Raw genomic sequence first — 23,377 nt, 5'->3', positions numbered from 1 at the left:
GGCAGGGATAGATTTTTGTGTGATTTGACAATATAAGAATCAGGGCTAGGGAATGCTGCCTGTAAACGTTATGAATAAGCTGTCTCGGGCCTAAGCAATAAACAGACAAAATATTATGCTCGAAATGGAGGATTTTTTAGCATATGTTCATGCATAAGATGTTGTTAATTTTCCATTTGTTCATCCTTTTCAATCCAACTATCACGGCAGAACCTCCTCAAGATCAAGAAAAAATATCGATTAGGATTGATCCTTTAAAGCACCAACTTTACTTGTACTCTAACCACCATCTTATAAAGAAGTATTCCATCGCTCTTGGAAAACCGGAAACGCCGTCGCCTGTGGGCGAGTATGTCGTTATTAACAAATACAAAAATTGGGGCAAAGGGTTTGGCACCCGATGGATCGGACTTAACGTGCCGTGGGGAACATACGGTATTCATGGCACTAACAGGCCCTATTCTATAGGCCATAATGCCAGTCATGGCTGCATACGAATGCACAACCGTGATGTTGAGGAGTTATACGAATTTGTGCGGGTGGGGACTAAAATAAGCTTTGGGGGCCATATCCTTGGAAAATTGGGCGAAAACCCCAGACTTTTAGCGAAGGGAGATAGCGGCGGTGACGTTCAAATCATTCAATACCGTCTGCGAAGCGCAGGATTTTATAATGGGGAATGCAATGGCAGGTTCAACAGCTCAACCGAAATCGCGCTAAAAGATTATGAAAAGAAGTATGGACTGCCCGTTGATGGCGTTGCCGGGTATCACGATTATCTACACCTCGGCTTGATTGAATGAAGCTATAAAAAAGCCCGGCAATCATGCCGGACCCCTATTTTTTCTATATCCGCGAATGGTTAAGCGTTGCCCTTCATCACATGCTGAATAACGTGTTTGTCGAGAAACTGAGTGAGCTGCTTCTCGCTCTCCGCAATTTCCCGGTTCCGGAAGCACTGCTTGGCGACTTCCCTTGCCTCGGAGGCTGTCGTATTCAGCATCCGGTGCTTGACCTTCAGCAGCGCCTGCGGCGACATGCTAAGGTCGCTGACACCGAGTTCCAGCCACAGCGGGAGAGAACGCTCGTCGCCCGCCAGTTCACCGCAGACACTTACGCCTATGCCGGCTGCCTTCGCGGATTCCACGGTTGTGCGGATCATGCGCAGCACGGCTGGATGATACGGATGGTATAAATGCGCAATCTGCTCGTTCATCCGGTCAACCGCAAGCACGTACTGCACCAAATCATTCGTCCCAATGCTGAAAAAGTCCACCTCTTCCGCCAAAAAATCAGCGATCATCACCGCGGCAGGCACCTCAATCATAATGCCGACCGGCAGCTTGCGGTCATATGGAATTCCCTGACGGTCCAAATCCTGCTTTACTTCCTCAAGCACGGCCTTGGCTTCCCTAACCTCTTCAATTGAAGAGATCATCGGGAACATCATTTTGATGTTGCCATGTACGCTTGCGCGCAGAATCGCCGTCAGCTGCGTCTTGAACATCTCTTTCTGGTCAAGACAGATACGGATGGCCCGGTAGCCCAGAAATGGGTTCTGCTCCTCCGGAAGCTGAAAATAGTCCAAATGCTTGTCTCCCCCGATATCCAGGGTGCGGATGACAACCGGATGCTTGCCGACCTTCTCCGCCACAAGCTTGTATACCTCGTACTGCTCCTCTTCGGTCGGAAACGTCTTCCGGTCCATATACAGAAATTCCGTCCGGAATAAGCCGACGCCCTCGGCCCCGTATTTTAAAGCCATATCCAGTTCTTTCACGGAGCTGATATTGCTTGCGAGCCGCATTCTAACTCTATCCTTGGTCATTGCCGCCACCGAGGACAATAGCTCCAGTTGTTCCCTCTTCTGCCGCTGTCTGTCCCGCACAACACTGTAATGCTCGGCTGTGGCTTCATCAGGGTTAATGATCAGATTGCCGTTATCCCCGTCGATGATCAGGAAGTCTCCGGTCTGGATCGGACTTTGGAGCTTATTCTCCAAGCCCGCCACCAGCGGAATGCCGAGCGCCCGCGCCATAATGGAGGAATGCGACGTTTTGCCTCCCGCCATGGTTATAATACCGAGCACATAGTTAGGATTCAGATGGGCCAGTTGAGAAGGGGAAAGCTCTTTCGCCACCAGAATATAGGGCTTTGTATCCGAAGGCAGCGTAACCTCCGGCGCACCCAGCAGATGCTTCAGCAGACGGTTGCCGACATCCTTGATATCGACCGCCCGCTCCTTCATATATTCATCGTCCAGCAGGTCGAACATGGCCACAAAGTGATCGATCGCCTCTTTGACCGCCACCTCTGCCGCTTTGTACTGCCTCTCTATAATTCCGCGGATTTCGCTCATGAATACCGGATCTTCCAGAATCGCCAGATGAGCGTCAAAAATACTCGATTCCTCGGGACCGACAACCTCTCTGAATTCCTTTTTAATAAACTCAATCTCATCCTTGGAGGTTCGAATTCCTTCATACAAACGCTCAAATTCTTGAGCCAGATCTACCGGGTTTACCTGCGTCTCCGGCATACTCCATTCCCAGTTCGGCAAAACGAAGGCCTTTCCGATGGCAACACCTGCTGCGGCCCCTATACCTTTTATCATGATTCTACCCCTCCAACATTGCTTTCGTGCAATACGACAGACATCACCGAAGATTGTCCTTTTTTCACATTCTTAAACGGAGCGTAGCTCCAGGATTTGACGCGTTCGGGATTGGTAATAACCATTGGGGTGGCCAGCGAAGCGGCATGCTCCTTCAAATAGTCCAGATCGAACCTAACCAACACCTGACCGGGCTCGACGCTATCCCCCTCTTTGACTTCCGACTGGAACGGGCCTTTAAGCTGCGACGTATCGATGCCGATATGCATGAGCACCTCCAGCCCTTCCGGCGTGGCTATGCCGATGGCATGCATCGTGGGATAAATGTGCATCACTTTGCCGAATACCGGTGAGACCAACTCTCCCTTGTCCGGAATAAAAGCGACCCCGTCACCGACCAATTTTTGCGCAAAAATATGATCGGGCACTTCTTCAATCGGCAGCATTTTGCCCTGCATCGGGGCGCTGAAGAGCACCTGCGGAAGATCGCGCAGCATCAGCTTGTCGATTTCCTCGCGGATCAGCTCGGAGTAGGTGCCGAAGACAACCTGCACATTCCCCCCGCCCAATTTGATAATGCCTGCTGAGCCAAGGCTCTTGAGCGCGCCCGTATCGATCTTGCGGTCATTATACACCGTAAGCCGCAATCGGGTAATGCAAGCCTGGACCTGCACAACGTTCTCCTTGCCGCCAAGCGCCTGTAAAATAAGCGGAGCCTGGTACGGTATATTACCGGCCCAATCGCCAAGCTCAGAGCCTTCCTCCCGGCCTGGCGTCGGAATCTGAAATCGGCGGATCGCCCAGCGGAACAGATGGTAATAGACCATTCCGTACACGAGGCCGATCGGAATCAGCAGCCAGGCGCGACGGGCCAAATGAAGATTCAGTATAAAATCAATAGCCCCCGCCGAATAAGAAAAGCCGTGATAAATTCCAAGCGCGGATGTCAGGGCCATGGCGAGCCCGGACATGATCGTATGTAGAGCGAACAGATAAGGAGATGCGAACAGAAAGGCGAACTCGATCTGTTCGGACACGCCTGTCAGGAAGCAGACGAGCGCTGCCCGCAGAAACGTCTTTTTGATCTTGGGCTTCAAATCTTCACGGGCTTCCTGAATAATCGCAAACGCAATGGCGGGCAGCGCGAACATCATGATCGGAAACAGTCCCGCCATGAAGCTGCCCGCTGTAGGATCGCCGGCAAAAAAACGTGGAAGGTCCCCCTGAACAACTGTGCCATCCGGCGTCGTAAACGTTCCCAGCTGGAACCAGAATACGTTGTTCAAAATGTGATGAAGCCCAAAGGCCGTCAGCACTCTGTACAATACGCCGTATACAAACAGCCCAAATCCTCCCGTCCGGTCGACGAATTGCAACAGACCGTCAAGGCCATACTGAATCAGCGGTGAGACGCCGAGCATGACCCATGCGAACAGCGCGGAGAACAATCCCATAAAGAGCAGAACAAAACGCGATCCTCCAAAAAACTGGATCGCCTCTGGAAGCTTGATATTTTTAAACCGGTTATGGGCAATGCCGGCGACAATTCCGAGCAGAATGCCGATCAGCGTCGCAGGCTGCAGTGCGCCGTCTCCCAGCTTCATCACAATCCGGTCATAGGTGAACATTCCCGCCAGCGCCGCAAGCCCGGCGGGTCCTGCTTGATTGGATAAGCCCAATGCGACTCCGACTGCAAACAGATAAGGCATATAATAAAAAATCCCCTGACCCGCATAGGTCGCTACTTCGGCAACCGAAGCCAGTCCCCAGGCAGACCATGGCAGGCTCCCCAAGCTGAGCAGAATGGCCGCTGCCGGCAGCACCATAGTGGGAAGCATGATGGCTCTCCCAAGCTGCTGCAATGATCCGAGCCAATTCAAGATGTATCTCTCCTTTCTCACTATATTGAATGGTACGGCCTGTGTTCCGTTTTGTCAAAAGAATAAGCTGGCACATTTTCATAGTAGCAAAATATTCCATTCCAAGTCCATTTGTTCTTGTGTACACACGCGCAAAAAACGCCCTCCCCTTTCGGTTAGGACGTTCTTTAGCACATTGTCTCTTATTTTATATTACGGTTCCGTCCGTTCATCGTTATCGCTTCCTCGACCTTGATGCAGCGGTCCATGATGGCCGTCATGCCGGCCTCTGCGGCAATTTCCGCAGCTTCGGGACTGACAATCCCCTGCTGCAGCCACAGCACCTTGGCGCCGATAGACGCGGCCTCGCGGGCGACTTCCGCGCAGAACTCGCTGCGGCGGAACACATTGACAATATCGACCGGCTCCGGAATCTCCGCGAGCGAATGATAGCACTTCTCCCCGAGGATCTCGCCGTCCACCAACGGGTTAACCGGAATGATCCGATAGCCCCTGAGCTGCATGGCGTAAGCGACCATGTAAGATGTCCGGTCACTCTTGTCGGACAGTCCCACCACGGCAATATTGCCGGCGGAGGCCAGAATATCCCCGATCTGTTCCCTGGATGGATTCTCAAAAGCCATTAATTTCAGCCTCCTTTGTCTTATAAATTATCAGTGGCGGACTTATTTTACCCACTCAACATCCGCGCCGAGCGCCTGCAAATGGTCAAAATACTGCGGATACGATTTGGCGACATGATGCGCATCCTTGATCAGCAGCGGCTTCGCAGCACGAAGCCCGACGACCGTCAGGGCCATAATGACGCGATGGTCGAAGTGCGCGTTGATCGTAACGCCGCCTTCGACGCCTTCCGGTCTGCCATGAACGATGATCTCGTCCCGCCGTTCTTCCACCTTCGCCCCGGCCTTGCTCAGCTCCGCCAAATAATCGGTGATGCGGTCGCATTCCTTATACCGCAGATTCTCCACATTATAAAACCTGGAGGTTCCCTCTGCAAACACGGCGGCGGCAACCATCGCGAGCACGGCGTCCGTTGCCGCGTCCCCGTCGAATTCTACGGCCTTCAGGCGTCCGTTCCCCTGCACATGCACCGTTCCGTTCTCATGGATGAGCGGCGCTTCCATCATGCGCAGCACATCGATTATTGCTCTTTCGCCCTGCCGGCTGTTCTCGGCCAGACGATGAATCTTCACGTCGGACTTCGTTACCGCCGCAGCCGCAAGAACGGCTGCCGAACCGGGGTAATCTCCCTGCACCGTGTACGATTTGGCCTCATAGGACTGCCCGCCCGGCACCTTGAACGACATATAGTCATCAGCCGCGTGAATGACGATACCGGCCTGCTCCAGCACCTCCAGCGTCTGGCCTACGACCACTTTCGATTTCAGATCGTTCAGCACAATGATCTCGCTGTCTTCCTCAAGCAGCGGCGTCAGAAACAGCAGAGCGCTCAAATACTGGGAGCTGACCGCGCCGGAGACGGTGATGCGGCCTCCCTTGGGATTTCCGCCCCGGATCGTGATCGGCAGCCGGCCTTCATTATGCTCGACCTTAACACCTAGCTGGCCGAGAGCGTCGATCAAATCGTCATGCGGACGCTTGCCCAGTGAGTCGGGGTATGTATTTACAAAGGTCACTTCCGGGGACAGGGAGGCAACAGCCATCAGAAAGCGCAGCACCGCGCCGGCATTGCCCACATTAAGCTCCTTGACATCTTTGGGACGGCGGCCGAAGCCCTTGATGACGATCTTCTCGTCGTCCTCCGTAAGCTCCGCTCCCAGATCGCGGATACAGCGGCGTATAGCGTCGCTGTCCTCGCTGTGCGCCGGATGATAGATCGTGCTCGTGCCTTCTGACAGCGCGGCAACGAGCAGATAGCGCGTCGTATAATTTTTGGAGGACAAAGCTCCGATTTCCCCGTGTAGCTCCGGCGTAGGCCTTACAATAACGTCCATATTCCAGTTCTCCTTATTATTGTATATTGGATGCGGGGTACTCCTAGTTTGACAGGGTAATCCGCCCTTATGTTATCATTAAACCATTCTTGTCAAGGAAAGAGGTCATATCCATGAATGGTATTCCCCAAATCACAGCCCCGGAGCTGCGTCAGCGCATTGAATCCGGTGAAGAATTGGTTCTGATCGACGTCAGAGAAGCTGACGAAGTGGCTCTCGGTATGATCTCCGGCGCAGCGCATATCCCCATGGGCGATATTCCATACCGCACCTCCGATATCCCGGAGGATGCCGAGGTTATTTTTATTTGCCGCTCCGGCTCCCGCAGCCAGCGGGTATGCGAATACTTGTATACCCAAGGCTACAGCGGCGTTGCCAACCTGAGCGGCGGCATGATTGGATGGAACGAACTGCTGGAAAACTAGCCCACGTGCTTAAAAGCTAAAACGCGGTAGTGCATTAAAATATGATGACACACTTGTGCCGCTGTCAAGTCCGTTGTATCGACCGTGCAATGCGCGAAGCTGTAGGCGTCCTTTCGTTCTTCGAGAATCCGCCTTACGCGTTCTTCCGTATTGCCGGCCAGCAGCGGCCGATTGTTGTCTCCGGCTACCCGGGATATAATAACCTCTGCCGTGGCGCTGAGCGCCGCTACGATGCCATTCTCCATCATCATTTCTCTATTGGCTGGCGCAAGCACCGCTCCTCCGCCAGTGGAGATTACCTTCCTGCTGCCCTGCAGTGTCTGCCCCAACACTTCCGTCTCCACGGCTCTGAAGTATGCTTCCCCTTCTTCCGCAAAAATGTCGGACACGTTCCGGCCCTCTTTCCGGATAATAACATGATCCAGGTCCACGAGTTCATAACCCAGTTGCTCGGCTAACATAGCGCCTACACTCGATTTCCCTGTTGCCATCATTCCAATCAGAATCAGATTCCCGGAATTTGCGGGCCCGGTCTTTGGCAGTATCTCGTCTCCAGACATACGTTCACCTACTCAATATTTTGGACTTATCATAACACAGGGCGAAAACACAGCACAATAATTCCTCTGCCCAATATCGGCTTTTATTTAAAAAAGCCCGAAAGAACCGCCTGAAGGCGGACTCTTCCGGGCTGTGAAAGCGGGAAGGGCGCGTTATTCCGACTGCGCTTCGGCGATCCACTCGTGGTGGAAGACGCCTTCCTTGTCCACGCGTTTAAATGTATGCGCGCCGAAGTAGTCGCGCTGAGCCTGCAGCAGGTTCGCCGGCAGACGCTCCGTGCGGTAGCTGTCGTAGTAAGCCAGGGCGCTTGCGAAGCCCGGAACCGGGATTCCGCGGGTAACGGCTTCCGCAACCACCTTGCGCCATGCATCCTGGTAAGAAGTCATGATGTCCTTGAAGAAAGGATCGAGCAGCAGGTTCTTGAGCTCCGGATTGTTCTCATAAGCATCGGTAATGTTCTGCAGGAAGCGGGAACGGATAATGCAGCCGCCGCGCCAGATTTTGGCCAGGTTGCCGTATTTCAGATTCCAGCCGTATTCTTCGGAAGCGACGCGCAGCTGCGCGAAGCCTTGGGCGTAAGACACGATTTTGCTCGCGAACAGCGCTCTGCGCACATTCTCGATAAACTCGGCTTTGTCTCCGTCAAACGCGCCGGCAGCCGGTCCGCTCAGCACTTTGCTGGCTTCTACGCGCTCCTCTTTCATGGCGGAGAGGAAGCGGGAGAATACGGATTCCGTAATCATGGACAGCGGCACGCCCAGATCCAGCGAACTTTGGCTTGTCCATTTGCCGGTGCCTTTTTGGCCCGCAGCGTCGAGAATGACGTCGACCATCGGCTTGCCCGTCTCTTTGTCATACTGCGCGAAGATGTCCTTTGTAATCTCGATCAGGTAGCTGTCGAGCTCGCCTTTGTTCCACTCGGCGAAGGTCGCATGCAGTTCTTTTTCATCAAGTCCCACAACGTCTTTGAGGAGCTGGTACGCTTCGCAGATGAGCTGCATGTCGCCGTACTCGATGCCGTTATGCACCATTTTCACGTAATGGCCTGCTCCGTCCGGTCCGATATATGTACAGCAAGGTTCGCCGTTCACTTTGGCCGAGATCGCTGTGAGGATCGGTTCTACCAATTCATACGCGCTTTCCTGCCCGCCAGGCATAATGGAAGGACCTTTCAGCGCGCCTTCTTCGCCGCCGGATACGCCGGTGCCGATAAAGCGGAAGCCTTTTTCCTCCAGTTCCTTGTTGCGGCGGATTGTATCCGGGAAGTAGGCATTGCCTCCGTCGATGATAATATCGCCCTGATCCAAATGCGGAATCAATTGCTCTATGGTCGCATCAGTCGCTTTTCCTGCTTGAACCATGATCAGAATTCTGCGCGGAGTTTCGAGCGACTGAACGAATTCCTCAATAGTAAAAGTGCCGGTGAGATTTTTGCCTTCCGCTTCTTTGAGAAGGTCATGGGTCTTCTCAGGGGAACGGTTGAATACGGATACGGTAAAGCCTCTGCTCTCGATGTTAAGAGCCAAATTCTTGCCCATTACAGCCAGGCCGATAACGCCGATTTGTTGTTTTGCCATCTGGTCCTCCACCCTTTGCACGCTTTTTTATTTTGTGTGAAGCATTAAGAGATCAATTTCATTGACAAAATGTATCTATTACGAAATTTGACCCGCAATGTAACTATTCTAACGCTTTTTGCAGCAGAAGTGAACCCCTACAGAAAATTGCCTTGAAAATCAAAGACACCCCTTTCCAGAGAGGTGCCTAATCTTCGCCTATACCTACTGGTTTTACCATTCCAACTTCATTAATTCCTTCGTTAAAAACACGAGCTTTTCCTTGGAAAGCTTCACCTGCTGCTTATCGCCCCGGGCCAAAGCGTCACTTAGCCGGTCCAGTTCCTCGTCGACTTCCATTCTGCGCTCGCGAATGCGCTCTTCGCCCAGGGTTGAGTGGAACATCTTCGTCAGCTCCTGATCCGACAGCAAAGGTCCTTTCTGATAGAGCACTTTCTGCTGGTAGCCCGATATTTCCACGAGGCGGATCACTTCGCCGAACAAAATATTTTCAATGATGATCTGGCGGTCACGAAAACGCTTGACGACGGCATGGCCGCGCATATCGCCAATCAGCTTCTCCATCCACTCGGACAGACGAGCGTCGCGTATCATGTAATCGCCTACCAGCTTGTAGCCGTCTTTAATCCGTTGAAACCGGAGCTTGACAAGCTTGCGCCCGGTACGGACTGATATGACAAACAGGCTGTCGCTCTCGCTCCAATACAAGGAATAGCCTTCCTGAATCAGGTCCTTGATCAAATTCTGAATGTGCATCCGGTCAAACCGGAGCTCCAGGTTGCAATACTCCACCTCGTCGTTCTTATTCACGGCACTCCCTCCTTTACGTTTTGCGAATAGCAAAACCAGCATTTGTCATTGGCGTCTTTACCCTTACGGAAGTAGTGACTGCAGCCGATAAAATATAAGCGGACGCAGTGATGATCTTTGCGTTCATCCTACACTTATTTTATACTTCAGTTTATGTAGCGGGAACTTGGTTTATTGACTATTTTTACCCGCTGCACCATCATTCCAAACGCCTTGTTCGCGGATAAATGCCGCGCGGCATGATGAATCAGTACATCCTACTAAGAGGTGACACTACACTATATGTCGTTCAACGGATTTGCAGCAGAAGATTTTGAAGTATTTTGCATTGACGGTCTCGAGCCAAGGATGGACGCGCTAATCTCTAAGGTTCGGCCCAAGCTGACGGCGCTCGGTGACGAAGTCGCCCCGTTTCTTTCCGCCCTGTGCGGGGAGGAGATGTTTCCTCATGTAGCCAAGCACGCCCGCCGTACGGTGCATCCGCCGAATGATACCTGGGTGGCCTGGGGACCCGGCAAAAGAGGCTACAAAGCGCTGCCACATTTTCAGACCGGCCTGTTTCAGAGCCATCTGTTCATCGTATTCGCGATTATTTACGAGAGCCCGAACAAAGCCATTTTCGCCGATGCGCTGTCCGGCGGTGCATCAACGGTCCGGGAGCGGCTGCCGGGCCATTATTTCTGGTCCACGGACCATCTGGACGCGCATGGAACGCCGCAATCGGACATGGACGATGCCCGTGTCGCCGAGCTGACGCGCCGTCTTAAAGAAGTAAAGAAGGCGGAAGTCACCTGCGGACTGCGGATCGGAAACGAGGATCCGGTCCTCAGGGATGGACAAGCGCTTCTTCAAGTGATTGAACAGACGTTCGAAACGCTGCTGCCCCTGTACCGAATGTCGTTCTAAACGGCCCGCCTATAAGTGCAGCCCCCCACGAATAAAACGGCCCGTTCTCCAAGGGATCAGGAGAACGGGCCGTTTTATTGTGCCCGGCAAAAGCCTAATGCGACTCCCCGGTTCTCAGCTTCGTGCGGCGTACGATGGTCAAATGCAGGATGAACAGCAGCACCATGACGCATGCGCTTGCCACAAAGGGAGCGCCGTGGCCGACCGTATCCCACAGCTTGCCGGAAACAATGGGTCCGGCTACCATCCCGGAGCCCTGCAAGGTGAGAAACAATCCCCATACCGTACCGCGCTCGCCTTTGGGAACCTGCTTGGCAAGGAACGCGTTCCACGCAGGCAAAATAAACGCATAGCTGACTCCAACCATGGGGACGACGATGAACACGAGCGGAAGCCAGCGAACCATGGAGAAAGCCGCGAGCGAAACCGCTGCAAGCAGGAATCCGATATTAAGAAAAGTCTTCGTGCCAATCCGGTCCACCAGCCTGCCCGCCGGAATAAGAGCCAGCACGGTAATGCCGCCTCCGGCAATCAGCAGCAGATTGAACTGGGACGGCGTCAGGTTCAGCTCCGTCCGTGTAAACAGGGTAACGACCGGCGTCATCAGTCCGATTGCGAATGCCTGCAGGAACAGCGCCGGGTACAACAGCCGGCTGACCTTCAGCGACCGTCCCACCTGAAGCAGCTTTCGCTGCAGGCTCTTTAGCGGGGTCAGCTTCGGATGAGCCGTCCCCGGCTCATCCCCGCCCTGTCTGAAGGCATGAAGCCCGTGGGCAATCCGGTCGGGCAGCAGCAGGGCGACGGCGACCACCGACACGGCAAAAGCCAGCAGCACGAAGAATACGGCGCGATAACTCTGATGACCATGCTCCATCAGGAAGTTGACCGTGATCGGCCCGATGCCCGTCCCGGCCAGGGAAGCCATCTCCACAGCCCCCATGGCCGCGCCGCTGCTTCCGCTTTTGGTGGAGCCGGCCAGCTCCGTCACGCCGGTCATCACGCAAGGCCAGAGCGGGGACGTGCCCATCCCCAAGATCAGGCAGGCCAGCGACAGCGACGCCGCGTCTTTGGCATAAATAATAAGAACGACGGCCACCGTGATCATAAGCAGCGCTCCGGTCATCGTCCAGCGGTACCCGATCCGTTCCATGATCCAGCCCGAGGGACTGCGGAACAGATTATCGCCCAAGTATTGCAGCGCAAAGGCCAGACCGACCACCGTGACGGACAGCCCGAGTGTATTTTCCATATAGACGGGCAGCAGCGCGACAAGCAGCGATCCTTTCACAAATTCAACCAAAAAAATGATAATCCACATCTCGATAATAAACGGCGAAGCCAGATTAATATGCATCCGCTGCTCAGTTTTGGAGGGCATTACATCACATCCTAGTATTATGATCATGGTTTTGTTATACTTCTTTTGTTTGCGACTTTACTTGTAGAAAGGTTGTGGGAGTATTAATGGATCAATCGCTTACCCCTCTCTTCACGGCTCTAAAAAAGCACGCTGCCGGAAATCCGGTGCAATTTCATATTCCCGGTCATAAAAAAGGGGCCGGAACCGATCCCGAGTTCAGGGAATTCATCGGTGATAACGCCTTTTCCATAGATCTGATCAATATTGCACCGCTCGATGACCTGCACCAGCCCAAAGGCGTAATCGCCCAGGCGCAGAACCTGGCGGCGGAAGCGTTCGGAGCGGATTATACTTATTTCAGCGTTCAAGGAACTAGCGGAGCCATCATGACGATGATTCTGTCGGTCTGCTCTCCCGGGGAGAAGATTATCGTCCCCCGCAATGTTCATAAATCGGTCATGTCCGCCATCATCTTCTCGGGAGCCAAGCCAATCTTCGTATCCCCCGTGCAGGATGAGAACCTTGGCATCGACCACGGAATTACGACCAGTTCTCTTAAACGCGCCTTACAGCGTCATCCGGACGCCAAAGGGGTGCTCGTCATCAACCCGACTTACTTCGGGGTATGCGCCGATCTTCGCTCGATTGTAGAGCTCGCCCACAGCTACGGCGTTCCCGTTCTAGTAGACGAGGCTCACGGCGTTCTGATCCATTTCCACGAGGAGCTGCCGATGTCGGCAATGCAGGCGGGTGCGGATATGGCCGCCACAAGTGTTCATAAGCTCGGCGGCTCCATGACCCAGAGTTCGGTGCTCAATGTTAATGCCGACACCGGCTTCATTAACCCGCAGCGTGTGCAGACGATGATGAGCATGCTGACGACAACTTCAACCTCCTACATCCTGCTCGCTTCCCTCGATACGGCCAGACGCCATCTCGCGCTGAACGGCCATGATATGGCGGCTCATGCGATTGAGCTGGCCAAGTATGCCAGAGAAGCGGTTAATGAAATCGAAGGCCTGTACAGCTTCGGGAACGAAATTCTCGGTACGGAAGCGACCTTCGATCACGATCCTACCAAGCTGAGCATCCATGTGCGCCATCTGGGCATTACAGGATGGGAAGCGGAGAATTGGCTGCGTGAGAAATATAATATCGAAGTCGAAATGAGTGACATGTATAACATTCTTTGCCTAATTACGCCCGGAGATACCCGTCAATCCGTAGACAAACTGTTGTCGGCGCTGCGGGTATTGTCAGCTATTCATTACGGCAAAGGCGACATCTACGAGCTCAAAGTACAGGTTCCGGAAATTCCGCAGCTTGCGCTTACTCCGCGGGACGCACTCTATGCGGATACGGAGCTTGTACCGTTCAAGGAATCGGCCGACCGCATTATCGCAGAATTCATATATGTCTATCCTCCGGGTATTCCGATACTGCTTCCCGGAGAAGTTATTACACAGGATAATATCGACTATATCCTCGACCATGTGGAGATCGGCCTGCCCGTCAAAGGGCCGGAGGACCGCACGCTAACCCATGTTAAAGTTATCGTCGAAGCTGACCCGATTTTTTAATTTTTTAAGTGCTCATACAAAAACCCGATACCTGGTCATAAGGTATCGGGTTTTCTTCAGTCGGCGGCTGAAGCAGCAGATCCGACATCTATATCTTGTCCGAATCTATCCCTGCTTGGCAAGCAGTTCGTTGTAAGCTTCTTCCACAGCTTTCCATTCCGCTTCGTCTTCGATATTGTAAAGCACCATTTCTTCATCTTCTTCTTCCATGCGCAGAATGATGCCATCAGCTTCCGGGTTCTCGCGTTCCAGCAGCAGCGCATAGAGCTTGTCAGCTACGTCGAACGTTTCCACCAGCACCATTTCCACATCTTCGCCCTGCTCGTTCGTCAAGGTCAGCACAAACTCCTCGTGCTCATGGTCGTGCCCGCAGCCGCATCCGCCATGCTCATGGCCATGCTCGTGATTGTGGCCATGTTTGCCGCAGCATTCTCCGCCATGCTCATGTTTGTGATCGCTCATTAAAATACCTCGCTTTGAATTGAATTATCCTACATTTGGTATGTTAACACGTAAGACAAGTTCAGGTCAATTTACAGGCATCCGCAAAAAGCATTAATTTAGCGCGGTGATGACTTTCTCGGATACAAGCGAGTAATCGCCGTTACGGGTCGCTTTCATGTAGAAACCGATACGGTATTTACCGCTTTCTTTAAAATCGTAAGTAATATCCTTCGTAGAGAACCAGAAATTATCCTCCTGTCCGCTGCCCAAATCACTGGAATCGAGTTCCTTGACATTGCCGGAAGGATCGATAATCGACAACTTGACGCCCGCAATATCGTCGGTCAGACTGTCCACCTGACACAGCGCCCTGAACTTCAGCTTACCCAGTTTGACTTTGCCAAAAATGGTGTCGCCTTTGAACAAGGATATATGCACATTCGGTTTAAGGATTTTCACCTTGCCGGAATCGCTCCAAACGATCAACCCGTCGATTTCCCGCGCGGGAACATAGGTTTTCCCATCGATTAAATACCCGCCATCCGAAAGTTCCTTGCCGTTACTCCACACTCGCACTTTCTGATAGACCGAGTCGGCAAATAACAATGAACCGCCCATCAGGGAAAAGACCATGACACAAACCGCAACTTTTCTCCATCTTATTTTCATAACCTTGGACCTCCATACTAATTCATGCTGTTAATATATACTTTATCCGCATGAGCAAGTTGCGGCAGCCGAGGCAAATTTTTATTGGACTCAGTATATTGCGGCGCGTCCGGTTCGAGAAAAAGTAGGATAATATCTTCATCATGCGTTTACAAACGTCTGATACTATATATTAGACGGCTAACCCGGGAGGTAATCAATAATGACTGTCAAATTGCAAATGCTCGGAACGGGCAGCGCCTTCGCCAAGAACTATTTCAACAATAACGCCCTTCTGATGGGCAGCGGCTATACCCTGCTGATCGATTGCGGCATCACTGCTCCGCTGGCCATGCACGAACTGGGGCGTTCCTTCGAGGAGGTCGAAGCGACGCTGATTACACACCTGCATGCCGATCATGTCGGCGGGTTTGAAGAGCTTGCGTTGACACTGCGCCATACAACCGGTCGCAAAATGACTCTTTTGCTCCCCGAAGCGCTCGTTGATCCTCTGTGGGAGCACACATTGATGTGCGGGCTGTACCAGAAGGGCATAATTACCTCGCTGGATGACGTGTTTCATGTTCGTCCGCTTAAGCCGGATACGATGTATACCCTCTCGCCGGAAATCACCGTCCGCCTGATCCGGACACCGCATATTCCGGGCAAAGACAGCTATTCGCTCATGCTGAACGAGGAGGTATTTTACAGCGCCGACATGACGTTTGAGCCGGAGCTTCTGACCCGTCTCGTGCGAAGCGGGGGCTGCCGCAAAATTTATCATGACTGCCAGCTGGAAGGCGCAGGCGTCGTTCATACCACTCTGGAGGAACTGAAAAGTCTTACCGAGGATATCCGCAGCAGGATTTCCCTGATGCATTACGGCGACGAGAAGCCGGACTACGTCGGGAAGACGTCGGGGATGGATTTTTTGGAGCAGCATGTGGTGTATTATCTTTAAAAAAAGGACTATCCCCGGCTTTTTCGGCCTCTCGGATAGTCCCTTACCTTAGGGCTGCAGTTAAAACTGCGGCAGTTGATCAAGATTATTGGTCGGATCGCCGTCGGCATCCCCTCGGATATGGGGGGCTCCGTCCCTTCCTTTGAACACATTGACACCGGCGATAGCTCCCGCCTGAACTTCCTGCAGCGCCTGCTCATAGCTCAGTACGCGGCCCGTTGAGGTCTGAAATGAGGCAAGATCACCATCGCCGTTCTTCCGAACCGCCACAAAACGTTCCCGTTCTCCGCTCATCATATGAACACGCTCCTAAATCCAGATTTGCCATATACAAGGCACATCATAGAATGTCCAGCGGATGGGACGGATATGCGGTTCTACAATTTTTTTTGCATGCGCACATGAAGTATCCCGGCATCATAGAACGGCTGCTCTGAAATCACTTCGTAGCCAAGCTTGCGGTAGAACTCTTCCGCTCTGCACTGTGCGTCAAGAATGGACGTCTCTAGTCCGAGCTCCCGGGCCAGTTCCTCCAGCGCAAGCAGCAGCACCCGGCCGTAGCCTTTGACACGGTACTCTTTCAGCACGGCGACCCGCTGCATCTTCGCGGTGCCCTCTCTGTAATAGGTTAATCTTCCCGTGGCAACGGCTATCCCATCGTCAATGAGCATCATGTGATGCACATCCGGTCCAATTTTGTCGAAATCGTCGATTTCTTCTTCCACAGGAACCTTTTGTTCTTCTACAAACACCTTTTTGCGAATATCCAGCCCCTGCTGCAGCTGCTCCTCAGTTGTAACGCGCACAATTTCCGCCGCCATTCCTCTGAGCGCTCCTCTCTCTTTAATTTCAAGCCGCACTATTATACTGAATATCGTTCTGGCTGTATAGCCGAAAGGATAACGGAAATGGGCAGCACGAGAAGGTTTATAGGCCACTATTGGCCGTCCGAATAGACATCATCCGGAATGGACTTCGAATATACATCCTTCATAATCGGAGCCAGCGGATCGCGCTCTTCCCCAAGCTCCCTCCCGGGGTTTGTGAGATTGGTCATATCTAAGGAAGCGGGATGTGCAGGCTCCGTGGACATACCGTTTCCGGGCATGCAGCCGGCGGCAAGCAGCAGCGCGCTGAAGACTGCCGGCAATCCCAGTTGTCTTTTTATCATCGTCCGGCTCCTTTCTCTCGATTCACATAATGCAGGTTCTTGTAGCAGTTTTAACGAAGCCGGAATGTTTTATAACCAAGCGCTCTGCCGGAAGACAAATTATGCTATAATGCAAATACTTTAACTATTGAAAAGAGAGGGTTCAATGATTGGTGAGATTCTGCTTCAGGTTGTGCTACCGGTCTTTATTCTGATTGGCGCCGGCTCGCTGCTTCAGTGGCTGTTTCGGCTGGATTTGTATACGATGGCAAAAATAAACTTCTACTACATAACACCCGCCGCCGTGTTTATGAGCATGTACCTCTCGAAAATGTCGCCCTCCCTGCTCGGCATGGTGGTCGGTTTCTATGCGCTATACATAGGCATCCTTTATATTTTGTCCTTTATTCTTACACGTTCGCTAAAATACAAAACAGGCATGAGGGCCGCATTTACGAACAGCGTGCTGCTGGATAACGCGGGCAACTACGGCATGCCGGTTAATGATCTGGCGTTTCATGGAGATGCTCTCGCCGCTTCGCTTCAATCGTTGATTATGGCGCTGCAAAGCCTGCTAACCTTCACTTATGGGGTTATTTCCATTCAGCGGGCCAAGCTTAAGGGCAATTACCGGATCGTCATTATCGGATTTCTGAAAATGCCCGTTCCTTACGCGCTGGTGCTGGGATTAGCGTTCCACGCCTTCTCCGTTCCGCTGCCTCTGTTCATTTCCAAACCGCTTACCTATGCCCAGGAATCGATGGTTGCGGTCGCGCTGCTTACGCTGGGGGCGCAGATCATCAAGTATCCGCTCCGGCTGGCCCGGGTCGATCTTTATCTGAGTCTCCTGCTTCGCCTGCTCGCCGCTCCTGCGATCGGCATTCTGCTCGTGCTTGCGCTCGGACTCAAGGGCATACCCGCGCAGGCGCTGATCATCGCTTCCGGCATGCCGACCGGAGTCAACGCCTCGCTGCTTGCTGAGGAATATAATAATGAGCCGGACTTCGCGGCCCAGACCGTACTGGTTTCGACACTGCTGAATGTTATTACAATTACAGGGTTGATTACGCTTGCCCGTACACTAGGGTAAACTCAGGGCAATCATACACAAGGAGGAATAGCCAATGAATAAACTCGTATTTTTCCTCGGGGGAGCAGGCGCCGGCAAGACCACGCTGGCGAAAGCGCTGGCAGCGAGACGGAAAGCCGCCTTCTTCGATATGGATATCCTTCTGCGGCCGGCTGCGGAAGCGATAATGACGCTCCATGGACTTGACCCCTCCGACCGGGATTCTAAAGAATACAAAAAGCTGTGCCGTGACCTGGGATACCGGATTACGATGGATGCCGCGCTGGATAACGTCAATCTGGATGTGGACAGCATCGTGGTCGGTCCTTTCACGAAAGAAGCCGCGGATGAAGGGTGGATTGCGCGCGAATTGTCGCGGATCGGCCGATCACTGCTCGACGTCGAAGTAAAGGCGGTCATCGTCAGCCTGTCCGATGAGACACTTTATAAGGAAAGAATTAGGGCCAGAAGCTCGAAATTGGACGACTGGAAGCTGCGCAACTGGGATGATTTCCGCTCCTCACTTGTCAGCCGCACCGTAAAATGGCCCCTCCCCCCCTCCTCCATCCTATACTTTGATAATTCCGGAAATGACCTGGCCCGGGCTGCAGACACAATCGAACGTTTCGTCTATCCGGAGGCATAGCTCCCTTTCCTGTCTCTCCATACGCCCGCCTCGTGTCAATGCTGCGCTAAAGTTGCATTTTTTCATGAATTTTCCTTTTTCCTATATGCTAACGGGTCTAAATTATACTGATGAGGGAATGTTTGTAGTATTGTCAAACTTTCGGTCTTTCGCAAATTGTGAATCAAATCACTACTATTTATAATTAAACGTAACTTACTAGCGTATTTTCAAAAAAGGCGACGAGAGGATGAATAAATATGAATACAGGAACGGCCCAAGAACAGGAAAGATTGCCCCGCCATCTGCTTGCCATGCTGCCCTGCCCGCTTAAGGTGCCTATTGAAGAAACATTTCTTCATCAGCAAAGTTCGGGGCTTTGGACCGATCTTGACCCGGAAGAATTGGAATTCGAGGGAAACGCGAATCAGAGCGACTTCTATAAAACAGTAAATGAGTTTCAATCCGCCGACGAACTGCCGGATATCGTAATTACGCCGGGAATCAGCAGCTTCTTCCATCGTGATTTCCGTACCCGGTTTCTCGATCAGGATGTATTCGCCGATGCAGCAGGCTATGCTCCGAATGAACGGTTTGCGGAGATCGGCATGCAGGACCCGACTGGCCGGGTTACGTTAATGTGCGTAAATCCGCTGGTCATCGTAGCCGATACAGCCCGTCTGGGGGATACTCCCGAGCCGCGCTCCTGGAGTGATCTGCTGAATCCCGTGTACCGGAAGCAGGTAACGATGAGAGGCCATAACGGCACCTTTTGCGAAACGGTGCTGCTGACATTAGGCGAGAAGCTCGGCGAAGATATACTGACCGGTCTCGGTCGGTCGGTTCGCCAGGGGCTTCATCCGGGCCAGATGGCGAAGCTGGCGGGAACCGATAACGAAGCCGGAACGGCTCTATACGTGATGCCGTATTTTTATGCAAATATGATCCGCAAGAAGGACAAAATCAATATTATCTGGCCTGAGGAAGGCGCGATCGCAAGCCCGGTATTCCTGCTCTCTAAAAAGAATGCGACCGAGGGCGGGCGCCGTTTAGCTTCCTTCTTCACAAGCGAGGAGACGGCGCAGCTGTGCGAACAGGCCTTCTTCCCATCGCCTCATCCTTCGGCGGCGTCCGGGCTTACTCAGCGCAAGCTGCTGTGGATGGGCTGGGATCTCGTCTGGAACGGAGATATTCAGGCAAAGACGGATGCGGCGAACGCTGCCTTTAACAAAGGGTTTGAACAGGAGGACTAAGATTATGAAGCTCATAACCGTGGCGGGTCCGCCGTCGAGCGGCAAAACCTCCATGCTTCTGCGTGTGATTGATTGGCTGAAGGAGCAGGGACTGAAAGCGGGGGTCGTGAAATTCGACTGCGTTGCCTCCAAGGATGATGAGCGCTACCGTGCCAAAGGAGTACCGGTGCTTCTCGGTCTTGCCGGCAACCTGTGCCCGGACCATTATTTTGTAACCAATATCGAAGCTTGCGCCCGCTGGGGGCAATCGTTGGAACTCAATATTCTGATCAGCGAAAGCGCCGGTCTGTGCAACCGCTGTTCTCCTTTTATCCGCCATGCGTTGGCGGTCTGCGTCATTGATAATTTATCGGGAGCGAATACCCCGACCAAGATGGGCCCGCTGCTGAAACAAGCCGATATCGTGGCCATTACAAAGGGCGACATTGTCTCACAAGCCGAGCGCGAGGTGTTCCAGTATCAAGTCCGCAAAGTGAACGCCCGCGCGGAGATTCTTCACATCAACGGCCTGACCGGTCAGGGTAAGGAACGGCTCGGCGCCCTGCTCGCGCAGGCGGAGGATATCGACGACCTGGACGGACGGAAGCTGCGGTTCTCGATGCCGGCGGCGGTCTGCTCCTACTGCCTGGGTGAGACGAGAATCGGGCACGACTATCAGATGGGCAACGTCAAGAGCATTGCTATTCCGGATGTTTCCCGCCCGGAGGTGAGCTGACATGATGGAGGATATTCAATCCATTACGATCCTTGGCGGCCATTCCAAATCCGGTGAAGTGGAGGATGTCACCTTACGCCTGGTGCCTGGCGACCTGGTTGCCGTCGTCGGACCGACAGGCTCGGGCAAGAGCAGGCTGCTGGCAGATATAGAATATATCGCCCAGCGGGATACACCGAGCGGCCGATGCATCCTGATTAACGATCAGCCGCCCGCACCCGAGATCCGATTCGACATGGGACGGAAGCTGATTGCCCAGCTGTCGCAGAATATGAACTTTGTCATGGACGCCACAGTGGCGGAATTTATTACACTGCACGCGGAATGCCGCGACATTAACCTCGGCGAGACGGGGCTGGAGGAGCTGATTCAGGGCGTCGTCACTCAGGCAAACCGGCTGACCGGAGAGCCGATTGTGCCGGATACCCCGCTGACCGCGCTCAGCGGCGGACAATCACGCTCCCTGATGATTGCGGATACCGCCATTTTATCCGACAGCCCGATCGTGCTGATTGACGAGATCGAGAATGCGGGGATTGACCGCAGACAGGCGCTAGATATTCTTGTGCAGAATCAGAAGATTGTGCTGATGGCGACCCATGATCCGATCTTAGCCCTGCTCGCCCACAGCCGAATTGTGCTGAAGAGCGGCGGCATTGCAGACGTTCTGGAGAGCGATCAGGACGAATCGGCGCTGCTTGAAGAATTGCAAAAAGCGGATGCCGCCATTTTGGCCGTCCGCGAGAAGCTGCGTAGAGGCGAGCGATTGGCAGGGTCCGCGTTCAGATACGCCGAGTTTTAGCGGCTCAAGGGATAGGGATATAGAAGCTCTAACAACAGACGAACCGGCCAACGGAAGATTGGCCGGTTCGTTTTTTAGATAAGACGGATTAGTTTACGCTAATAAGCATTTTTCTCGCAACTCCGGTTCGGATCGCCGCCTCGGCTACCGCCTTCCGGATGTATTCAACGACCCGCTTGTCAAAAGCGTTCGGAATAATAAACTGTTCGTTCAGTTCGGAGGGATCAACAGACGCGGCAATCGCTTCCGCTACCGCGAGCTTCATTTCATCGTTGATGTCGTTGGCGCCGCAGTCGAGAGCGCCTCTGAAGATGCCCGGGAAGCAGAGTACGTTGTTAATCTGGTTCGGATAATCGGAGCGTCCCGTCGCCATAACCTTTACGTATGGAGCGGCAAGCGCAGGATCAATTTCCGGCGTCGGATTAGCCATGGCGAAGACGATCGGGTCCTTGGCCATTTTCCGGATATCCTCGACCTTCAGCACGTTAGGCGCCGAAACGCCTACAAATACATCCGCACCTGCGATGCAATCAGATAGAGAGCCTTGTTCCAAATTGGGATTGCTGATCTGCGCGAATTCCGTCCAATGAGGCTTGTCATACACGTTCAGCCGGTTGATGGCGCCATCCCGATCCACGCCAATCAGATTCCCGGCGCCCGCACCCAGCAGCATTTTAGCTACCGATATGCCTGCTGCCCCGCAGCCGTTGACGACAATTTTGACATCTCTTATGTCTTTGTCTACCACCTTTAGCGCGTTAAGCAGACCTGCCAGCACCACTATGGCCGTTCCGTGCTGATCGTCGTGGAACACCGGAATATCCAGTTCTTCTCTAAGACGGCGCTCAATTTCGAAGCAGCGGGGAGAAGAAATATCCTCCAGGTTGATACCGCCAAAGGTGGGAGCCAGCGCCTTGACAATCGCGATAATCTCTTCCGTATTCTTCGTATCCAGGCAGATCGGCACCGCATCCACATCAGCGAACTGTTTGAACAGAGCCGCCTTTCCTTCCATAACGGGCATTGCGGCTTTCGGGCCGATATCGCCAAGTCCCAATACCGCAGTACCGTCGCTGATGACAGCCACTGTATTTTTTTTGGTGGTCAGTTCGTAAGCTCTATCCTGGTCGGACGCGATGGCCTGACATACCTTGGCTACTCCCGGCGTATAGACCTTCGCCAAATCCTCCATCGATTCAATCGGGTGCTTCAATGTTGTTTCCAGTTTGCCGCCTTGATGCAGCAGCATAATTTCCTCCACATTCATGGGTATACCTCCTGTTATTGGCTGACCGCGTTCACAATCTTAGGTCTTGTTCTATTTATCCTGAACCGGGATGAATTCATCCCTGATCAATAATCGGCTATTTTATATATATTTCTTAATATAATCACATCTCCGGGCAGGTTTCCGCCACATGCGTCACACTGGCCGTGACAACGGAAATCACCTCTCCGATTCTAGCGGATATTTGCCCATACGACAATACTTTCGTCCGATAAAATGCTAGTATGGCTGCGTCATTCCTCATCCGCCCCGATCACCCCGCAGCCTGCTGCAATATTCGCATTTAGAGTATGTACCTGTATTCAATTTTGAAAAAACATTTGCATCCCCCCCTGCCTTATGGTATTATAAATCTCGTTGCAGGACGGTAGCTCAGCGGGAGAGCACTATCTTGACAGGGTAGGGGTCATGGGTTCGATCCCCATCCGTCCTATTGAGAAAAGCCCTTGATTATCAAGGGCTTTTCTTTTTGTCAGCCTATTGTGATCATGATCAAAAGCGCGAATTGGTGCCGGATTGGGGACCTTTATCGAACTAAAGTAAAAGTGGTGCCGAGTTCGGTACCACTTTTTTATGCATCCCTCCAGCCATTTGAGGAAGACTTCTTTCGGAACTTTAATCATTCTACCAACTCGGATCAAGCTGGCCGAGTATAAAAGTTCACACATCTGATTTTCACCCATATCAAGTATCTCCTGGATATGTTGCTATCAGAACTGAGGGGACAATGCAAACACGATCTGGTAGAAGT

General features: G+C 52.8%; 24 protein-coding genes and 1 tRNA gene. 11 read left to right on the top strand and 14 right to left on the bottom strand.

The window, feature by feature from the left end:
* Positions 1–143: 143 nt before the first annotated feature.
* On the top strand, positions 144–803 hold the full coding sequence (locus PDUR_RS12025) for a L,D-transpeptidase family protein (protein WP_042206479.1): 660 nt from the start codon (positions 144–146) through the stop codon (positions 801–803).
* Between the two features lie 59 nt (positions 804–862).
* On the opposite strand, the gene ptsP is transcribed toward PDUR_RS12025, so the two are convergent.
* The 4 genes from ptsP to aroA form a co-directional block, all read right to left on the bottom strand.
* Positions 863–2,614, bottom strand: coding sequence for a phosphoenolpyruvate--protein phosphotransferase (gene ptsP / locus PDUR_RS12020; protein WP_042206477.1), 1,752 nt, complete (start codon positions 2,612–2,614; stop codon positions 863–865).
* The gene (locus PDUR_RS12015; protein ID WP_042206476.1) at positions 2,611–4,494 is read right to left on the bottom strand and encodes a glucose PTS transporter subunit IIA; all 1,884 of its coding nucleotides are present in this window, start codon (positions 4,492–4,494) and stop codon (positions 2,611–2,613) included. The genes ptsP and PDUR_RS12015 overlap by 4 nt, the downstream gene beginning before the upstream one ends.
* Before the next feature lie 182 nt (positions 4,495–4,676).
* Positions 4,677–5,117: a CoA-binding protein gene (locus PDUR_RS12010; protein ID WP_042206475.1), complete on the bottom strand. Its 441-nt coding sequence runs from the start codon at positions 5,115–5,117 to the stop codon at positions 4,677–4,679.
* Between the two features lie 42 nt (positions 5,118–5,159).
* Positions 5,160–6,452: a 3-phosphoshikimate 1-carboxyvinyltransferase gene (gene aroA, locus PDUR_RS12005; RefSeq protein ID WP_042206474.1), complete on the bottom strand. Its 1,293-nt coding sequence runs from the start codon at positions 6,450–6,452 to the stop codon at positions 5,160–5,162.
* 113 nt (positions 6,453–6,565) lie between these two features.
* Here aroA and PDUR_RS12000 point away from each other — a divergent pair, with 113 nt between their 5' ends.
* A complete protein-coding gene (locus tag PDUR_RS12000) occupies positions 6,566–6,877 on the top strand; it encodes a rhodanese-like domain-containing protein (RefSeq protein WP_042206473.1) in 312 nt (103 codons plus the stop codon).
* Here PDUR_RS12000 and PDUR_RS11995 read toward each other — a convergent pair.
* From PDUR_RS11995 to PDUR_RS11985, 3 genes are all read right to left on the bottom strand, one after another.
* Positions 6,874–7,437, bottom strand: a complete 564-nt coding sequence (locus PDUR_RS11995; RefSeq protein WP_042206472.1) for a shikimate kinase — start codon at positions 7,435–7,437, stop codon at positions 6,874–6,876. The two genes, PDUR_RS12000 and PDUR_RS11995, sit on opposite strands and share 4 nt — an antisense overlap.
* A 153-nt stretch (positions 7,438–7,590) precedes the next feature.
* Entirely contained in the window at positions 7,591–9,015 is a 1,425-nt protein-coding gene (gene gndA, locus PDUR_RS11990; RefSeq protein WP_042206471.1) for an NADP-dependent phosphogluconate dehydrogenase, read from the bottom strand.
* 213 nt (positions 9,016–9,228) lie between these two features.
* Positions 9,229–9,825: a hypothetical protein gene (locus PDUR_RS11985; protein WP_042206470.1), complete on the bottom strand. Its 597-nt coding sequence runs from the start codon at positions 9,823–9,825 to the stop codon at positions 9,229–9,231.
* 282 nt (positions 9,826–10,107) lie between these two features.
* Between PDUR_RS11985 and PDUR_RS11980 the strand changes: the two genes are divergently transcribed.
* Entirely contained in the window at positions 10,108–10,731 is a 624-nt protein-coding gene (locus PDUR_RS11980) for a DUF1054 domain-containing protein (protein WP_042206469.1), read from the top strand.
* Positions 10,732–10,825: 94 nt separating this feature from the next.
* Here PDUR_RS11980 and PDUR_RS11975 read toward each other — a convergent pair whose 3' ends face one another.
* Positions 10,826–12,109, bottom strand: coding sequence for an MFS transporter (locus PDUR_RS11975; RefSeq protein ID WP_042206468.1), 1,284 nt, complete (start codon positions 12,107–12,109; stop codon positions 10,826–10,828).
* 86 nt (positions 12,110–12,195) lie between these two features.
* On the opposite strand from PDUR_RS11975, the gene PDUR_RS11970 reads away from it, so the two are divergent.
* Positions 12,196–13,671 carry an aminotransferase class I/II-fold pyridoxal phosphate-dependent enzyme gene (locus tag PDUR_RS11970; protein ID WP_042206467.1) on the top strand — a complete coding sequence of 492 codons (1,476 nt, stop codon included), beginning with the start codon at positions 12,196–12,198 and terminating at the stop codon, positions 13,669–13,671.
* A 105-nt stretch (positions 13,672–13,776) separates the two neighbouring features.
* Here PDUR_RS11970 and PDUR_RS11965 read toward each other — a convergent pair whose 3' ends face one another.
* Both PDUR_RS11965 and PDUR_RS11960 read right to left on the bottom strand, forming a co-directional pair.
* A complete protein-coding gene (locus tag PDUR_RS11965) occupies positions 13,777–14,133 on the bottom strand; it encodes a DUF1292 domain-containing protein (protein WP_042206466.1) in 357 nt (118 codons plus the stop codon).
* Between the two features lie 93 nt (positions 14,134–14,226).
* Positions 14,227–14,778, bottom strand: coding sequence for a hypothetical protein (locus PDUR_RS11960; protein ID WP_042209302.1), 552 nt, complete (start codon positions 14,776–14,778; stop codon positions 14,227–14,229).
* Between the two features lie 208 nt (positions 14,779–14,986).
* Here PDUR_RS11960 and PDUR_RS11955 point away from each other — a divergent pair, with 208 nt between their 5' ends.
* Positions 14,987–15,724, top strand: coding sequence for an MBL fold metallo-hydrolase (locus PDUR_RS11955; RefSeq protein ID WP_042206465.1), 738 nt, complete (start codon positions 14,987–14,989; stop codon positions 15,722–15,724).
* 60 nt (positions 15,725–15,784) lie between these two features.
* Here PDUR_RS11955 and PDUR_RS11950 read toward each other — a convergent pair whose 3' ends face one another.
* The 3 genes from PDUR_RS11950 to PDUR_RS11940 form a co-directional block, all read right to left on the bottom strand.
* The gene (locus tag PDUR_RS11950) at positions 15,785–16,021 is read right to left on the bottom strand and encodes a DUF3892 domain-containing protein (protein ID WP_042206464.1); all 237 of its coding nucleotides are present in this window, start codon (positions 16,019–16,021) and stop codon (positions 15,785–15,787) included.
* A gap of 80 nt (positions 16,022–16,101) precedes the next feature.
* Positions 16,102–16,545 (bottom strand): GNAT family N-acetyltransferase, encoded by a 444-nt coding sequence (locus PDUR_RS11945; protein WP_042206463.1) that lies wholly within the window; start codon positions 16,543–16,545, stop codon positions 16,102–16,104.
* A 116-nt stretch (positions 16,546–16,661) separates the two neighbouring features.
* Positions 16,662–16,895, bottom strand: coding sequence for a hypothetical protein (locus PDUR_RS11940; RefSeq protein ID WP_042206462.1), 234 nt, complete (start codon positions 16,893–16,895; stop codon positions 16,662–16,664).
* 145 nt (positions 16,896–17,040) lie between these two features.
* On the opposite strand from PDUR_RS11940, the gene PDUR_RS11935 reads away from it, so the two are divergent.
* From PDUR_RS11935 to PDUR_RS11915, 5 genes are all read left to right on the top strand, one after another.
* Positions 17,041–17,964, top strand: a complete 924-nt coding sequence (locus PDUR_RS11935; protein ID WP_042206461.1) for an AEC family transporter — start codon at positions 17,041–17,043, stop codon at positions 17,962–17,964.
* A 34-nt stretch (positions 17,965–17,998) separates the two neighbouring features.
* Positions 17,999–18,589, top strand: coding sequence for an AAA family ATPase (locus tag PDUR_RS11930; protein ID WP_042206459.1), 591 nt, complete (start codon positions 17,999–18,001; stop codon positions 18,587–18,589).
* Positions 18,590–18,828: 239 nt separating this feature from the next.
* Entirely contained in the window at positions 18,829–19,821 is a 993-nt protein-coding gene (locus PDUR_RS11925) for an ABC transporter substrate-binding protein (RefSeq protein ID WP_042206458.1), read from the top strand.
* Between the two features lie 4 nt (positions 19,822–19,825).
* Positions 19,826–20,536: a GTP-binding protein gene (locus PDUR_RS11920; RefSeq protein ID WP_042206457.1), complete on the top strand. Its 711-nt coding sequence runs from the start codon at positions 19,826–19,828 to the stop codon at positions 20,534–20,536.
* Between the two features lies 1 nt (position 20,537).
* On the top strand, positions 20,538–21,338 hold the full coding sequence (locus PDUR_RS11915) for an ATP-binding cassette domain-containing protein (protein WP_052410197.1): 801 nt from the start codon (positions 20,538–20,540) through the stop codon (positions 21,336–21,338).
* An 88-nt stretch (positions 21,339–21,426) separates the two neighbouring features.
* Here the strand turns inward: PDUR_RS11915 and PDUR_RS11910 are convergent, their stop codons facing one another.
* A complete protein-coding gene (locus PDUR_RS11910; RefSeq protein ID WP_042206455.1) occupies positions 21,427–22,605 on the bottom strand; it encodes an NAD(P)-dependent malic enzyme in 1,179 nt (392 codons plus the stop codon).
* Positions 22,606–22,987: 382 nt separating this feature from the next.
* Between PDUR_RS11910 and PDUR_RS11905 the strand changes: the two genes are divergently transcribed.
* A tRNA-Val gene (locus PDUR_RS11905) sits at positions 22,988–23,059 on the top strand.
* Positions 23,060–23,377: the final 318 nt, after the last annotated feature.

This window comes from Paenibacillus durus, assembly GCF_000756615.1.
GTDB classification, from domain to species: Bacteria; Bacillota; Bacilli; order Paenibacillales; family Paenibacillaceae; genus Paenibacillus_AQ; species Paenibacillus_AQ durus.
Note: the sequence above shows the minus strand (reverse complement) of the source record. Positions and strands in the feature narration are given on the sequence as shown.